We start from the raw sequence: 4,114 nt of genomic DNA, 5'->3' as shown, positions 1-4,114 counted from the left end.
CACTTTTCGCTTTCCGTCGAGCAAAAAGTCCCGCCCGGACTTTTTGCGACCCTGTCAGTTGATGGCTTTGCGTAAAAGTCATCAACGCGCCCCGGGTGGGGCGCCCGGATCAATGGCCTACCAATGTGCCATTGATCCGTGAGGAAAGCGAAAATGACACTTTTCGCTTTCCGTCGAGCAAAAAGTCCCGCCCGGACTTTTTGCGACCCTGTCAAGTACACCGCCGAAAGGGAAAGGCCATGTTCAAATCGACATTGCGGAGGAATATTCTCCTGTCACTGGGAGGGACCATTTCCGCGGTCCTTTTGGTGAGCACCTACTTTCAGATCAGCAACCTGAAGAGCTTCGCCCTGGAAACGGTGGGGATCCGCTCTGAAGCCCTGGCCCAGGGCATTTTGAACAACGCCGAAGCTCTCAAAAGATACAACCCCGCTTTTGCGGGCGATCCCCAGTCCCTTCTGGAAAAGCTCTCGGTCCAGTGTTCCCAACTTTACGAACTAAACCGGGACAAGAGCGTCACCCACTTCGCGGTGGTGAACCCCGAAGGTTTCTATGCGGCCCACAGCACAACGGATATGGGAGGGAAAACCGCCGGGAGCACGATCCTCCTCAGCTTGAAGGGGAAGAAGCTGGCCACGGTCCTCTACAACGGAGTGTACCACTCCCTGGTTCCCATCCTTGACGGGGACAAATTCATCGGCGCTGTCGACGTGGGGATGCCGGAGTCCTACGCCTCGGCAGTGGTTAACCGCATGGTCATCAACTCCCTTTTCCTCCTCATTCTTTTCCTGGCTGTATCCCTGTCGGCAGGCGCTTACCTGACTCAGGTCACCATCAAAAAACCCATCGACAGGATCATCTCCCTTGGCCGGGACCTCGCCCGGGGAAAGATCACCGGGACCATGGAGAAGGAATCCAATGTTGGAAAGATCGCGGCCCTGGAGGGAGTGTTTAACGACATCTCGGCTTACCTGACCTACGTTGCCGGGATCGCATCCGAGGTCCCAGACGGAGTTCTGGACAGCGATATCGTGCTCAGGTCGGAGCACGACATCCTTGGAAAGTCGGTGCAGAGCATGCTCGAATATCTGAAGCGTGTGGCATCGGTGGCGGCCGAAGTGGCCAACGGGAACCTTGCCGGCCATGTTGAGACCCGATCAGAGAAGGATGCCTTCGGGAAATCCCTGGAGTCCATGAAAAAGGGCCTGAGTTCCCTGATCTTCCAGGTTCGCTCCAACGCCCAGGGGATCATGGACATGGGGAGAGAGATCTCGGAGCTTTCCGGCCAGGGTGAGAGCATCGTCAGGGAGGTCAACGCCGCGACAGAAGAGATGACGACCACAAAACAAGTGATGGGAGAAAGCATCCAATCCGTCGCCTCAAACATGGAGAACCTGTCATCGTCCGCAGGGGAGACCACCGCCTCCATGACCCAGATGACCTCATCCATCAGCCACATAACGGTCAATGCCGAGAAACTCTCCCAACAAGCCAACAGGACCATCGAAGCACTGACCAGTACAGTCCGTTCCATCGAGAAAGCAGCCGATAGCGTGAGCCTGTCCTCGAGCATCTCCCAGGAGACGACCCTGGCTGCGACAGAAGGCAGGGAGTCGATGGACAAGGTCATGGAAGGCATGGAGATGCTGCACGGGTCGGTGACAGCGGCAGCCAGCACCATGGTTAAATTCGAGGAGCGCTCCAGGGATATCGGCACCATTCTGGAAGTCATCCAGGAGATCGCCGACAGCACCTCCCTGCTCGCTCTGAATGCAGCCATCATCGCGGCTCAGGCGGGTGAGAAGGGCCGCGGGTTTGGCGTGGTAGCCGAGGAGATCAAGAAACTCGCCGAGGGGGTCAAGAGCTCCTCTCAGGAGATCGGCGGCATAGTAAACTCCCTTCAGATGGACATTTCCTCCACCGTGGCGACCATAAGGCAGGGTTCGGAACTGGCCGGCGAAAACATGGACCGCACCCGTCAGGCCAGGGAATCACTGGAAAAAATATCCGAGAGCGCCGAACAATCCTCCAGGGAGGTTACCGACATTGCCAATGCCCTGCATGAACTGAAAAGTACCAGCAGATCTGTTATGGAAGCGATGGAGAGCGTCAAGAATATGTCCGATGACATCACCTCCGCTGCGACCCAGCAGCAGGCGAGCACCGCCGAGATAATGACCGCCATGGGCCACGTTGACAAAATGTCCCATCAGATCGCCAATGCTACGGAACAACAGGCCACAGGCATCAGGAACATCATCAACATCACATCGGGGGTGTCAAAGCTCATGGGCGACAACCTGAGCAGTTCGGAGTCCATCGTCGAATCGTCGAAGAAATTCATCTCCCAGGCCGAGTTCCTCATCGGTTCGGTCAGGCTGTTCCAGCTCAATGGAGGAGAGGAAACCCTTGAGGAAGCCGATGGTGACGAGGAACAGGAAGGAACTGTGAAAGTGGAAGAAGGGGAGTTGAAGAAAAAGTCGATCAATGCATTCACCCGTCAAAAACCAAAGCTGTAGTTCTTCCCCGATTTTCCTCCAGCCGTCGCCATGGGTTATGGCAGGCACGCCGCGCTCCTCCGCCTGTCCCGAGCTTGTCGAGGGTCGGGACGGGCGTCCTGCCAGCGAGCCGCCTTTGCGTAACTTGTGCGTTACAGTTTTTGATAGCGATAGCGCTTAATTGCTATCGCTGCTCAGCGCCTCTTCACTGTCTATGAGATACACCTCCACCCGCTCCCCCGCTTTCGCCCCCTCGGCGTCCTCGGGCAGGATGATGATCCCGTTGGCCGCCGACATGGACCTGAGGATCCCTGACCCCTGTTTACCCGTGGTGTGGGCATAGAGGATCCCGTCCTCTTTTCTCTCAACAACCCCACGGATGAAGTTGCGGCGACCGGGCTTCTTCTTCACGTCCTGCTCCAGCACCGCCCGCACCGTGGGCCGGAAAAGGCGGGTATGCCCCATCATCTTTCTCAGGGCGGGGCGCACGTAAAGCTCGAAGGACAAGGTGGCTGACACCGGGTTCCCGGGAAGGGCGAATACCGGCTTGCCCCGCCTCACCCCGAAGGTCATCGGCTTGCCCGGTTTCTGGGCCACCTTCCAGAACAGCACCTCCACGCCCACCTCGCGGAAAACATCCTTGAGGTAATCGTAGTCCCCCATGGAGACGCCGCCGGTGGTCACGAGCACATCGGACTGCAGCCCTTCCTCGATCATGACGGCGAGGTGATCCGGATCGTCTTTTGCGATCCCCAACTGCCGCGGCACGGCCCCGCACTCCCTTACCAGGGCGGTCAGGGCATGGGTGTTGCTGCTGTAGATCTGCGCTTCGTGGGGAACCTCCCCCAGACTGACCACTTCATCCCCCGTGGCGAGGATGGCCACCTCGGGCCTCCGGAAAACCCTGAGCTGGGCGATGCCCTGGGAGGCGACAAGGCCCAGGTCTGCCGGCCTGAGAGGGCGTCGGGCGAGAAACATCTCTTCGCCCTCCCTGATATCTTCACCTGCCCTGCGGATGTTGGCGCCGGCCTTGAGGGGAACCGTCAGGTAGAGGGTCTCCGCCTCCACGCGGGTCTGCTCTACAGGCACCACGGTGTCGATCCCCTCCGGGACAGGCGCGCCGGTCATTATCCTCACCACCTGTTCCTCTCCCACGGGGTCACCGGCCCGGTCACCGGCACGGATCGTCCTGACGATCGGCAGTGCAGCGGGATTCTGCTCTGTCGCGGCGCCCGTAGCTGCCGCAGTCAGGGCAAATCCGTCCATGGCCGAGTTGTCCCGGGGGGGGACGTGACGCCGGGCGGTGACCGGCTGGGCCAGGACCCGGAACAGGCACTCGTCGAGGCCCACGACCTCGCTGCCGAGGGGGATCACATTGTCAAGCACGATGGATCTTGCTTCAGCTACCCTAATCACAAAGAAAACCTCCTTGGACATTCAAGAGCATAAACCACAGGGTACCAACCTTCGCATGAAGCTACGGCTGGCAGGCACAGGGTTTCACAGGGTAAGGCAAGATCAAAGCCCAAGTCAGCTAGACCTCGGCTGTAAGCCGAGGGCTTGAAGTGGCGCGTCGAATGAATTCGACTTGAAGCGCCACTTGATACCGCCGTCTT

At 58.8% G+C, this 4,114-nt stretch carries 2 protein-coding genes; one reads left to right on the top strand and one right to left on the bottom strand.

The features are described from left to right. Nucleotides 1-239 precede the first annotated feature (239 nt). Entirely contained in the window at nt 240-2,519 is a 2,280-nt protein-coding gene (locus P1S46_01250; GenBank protein MDF1535112.1) for a methyl-accepting chemotaxis protein, read from the top strand. 156 nt (nt 2,520-2,675) lie between these two features. On the opposite strand, the gene P1S46_01245 is transcribed toward P1S46_01250, so the two are convergent. Further along, nucleotides 2,676-3,914, bottom strand: coding sequence for a molybdopterin molybdotransferase MoeA (locus P1S46_01245; protein MDF1535111.1), 1,239 nt, complete (start codon nt 3,912-3,914; stop codon nt 2,676-2,678). Nucleotides 3,915-4,114 lie beyond the last annotated feature (200 nt).

The organism is bacterium (genome assembly GCA_029210545.1).
Classification (GTDB): domain Bacteria; phylum BMS3Abin14; class BMS3Abin14; order BMS3Abin14; family BMS3Abin14; genus JARGFV01.
The sequence above is the reverse complement of the archived record's forward strand: the minus strand, read 5'-3'. Positions and strand labels throughout refer to the sequence as shown.

Excerpts from the sequence above, each read along its gene's own strand:
- P1S46_01250 (MDF1535112.1), top strand. The coding sequence starts at position 240 with ATGTTCAAATCGACATTGCGGAGGAATATTCTCCTGTCACTGGGAGGG.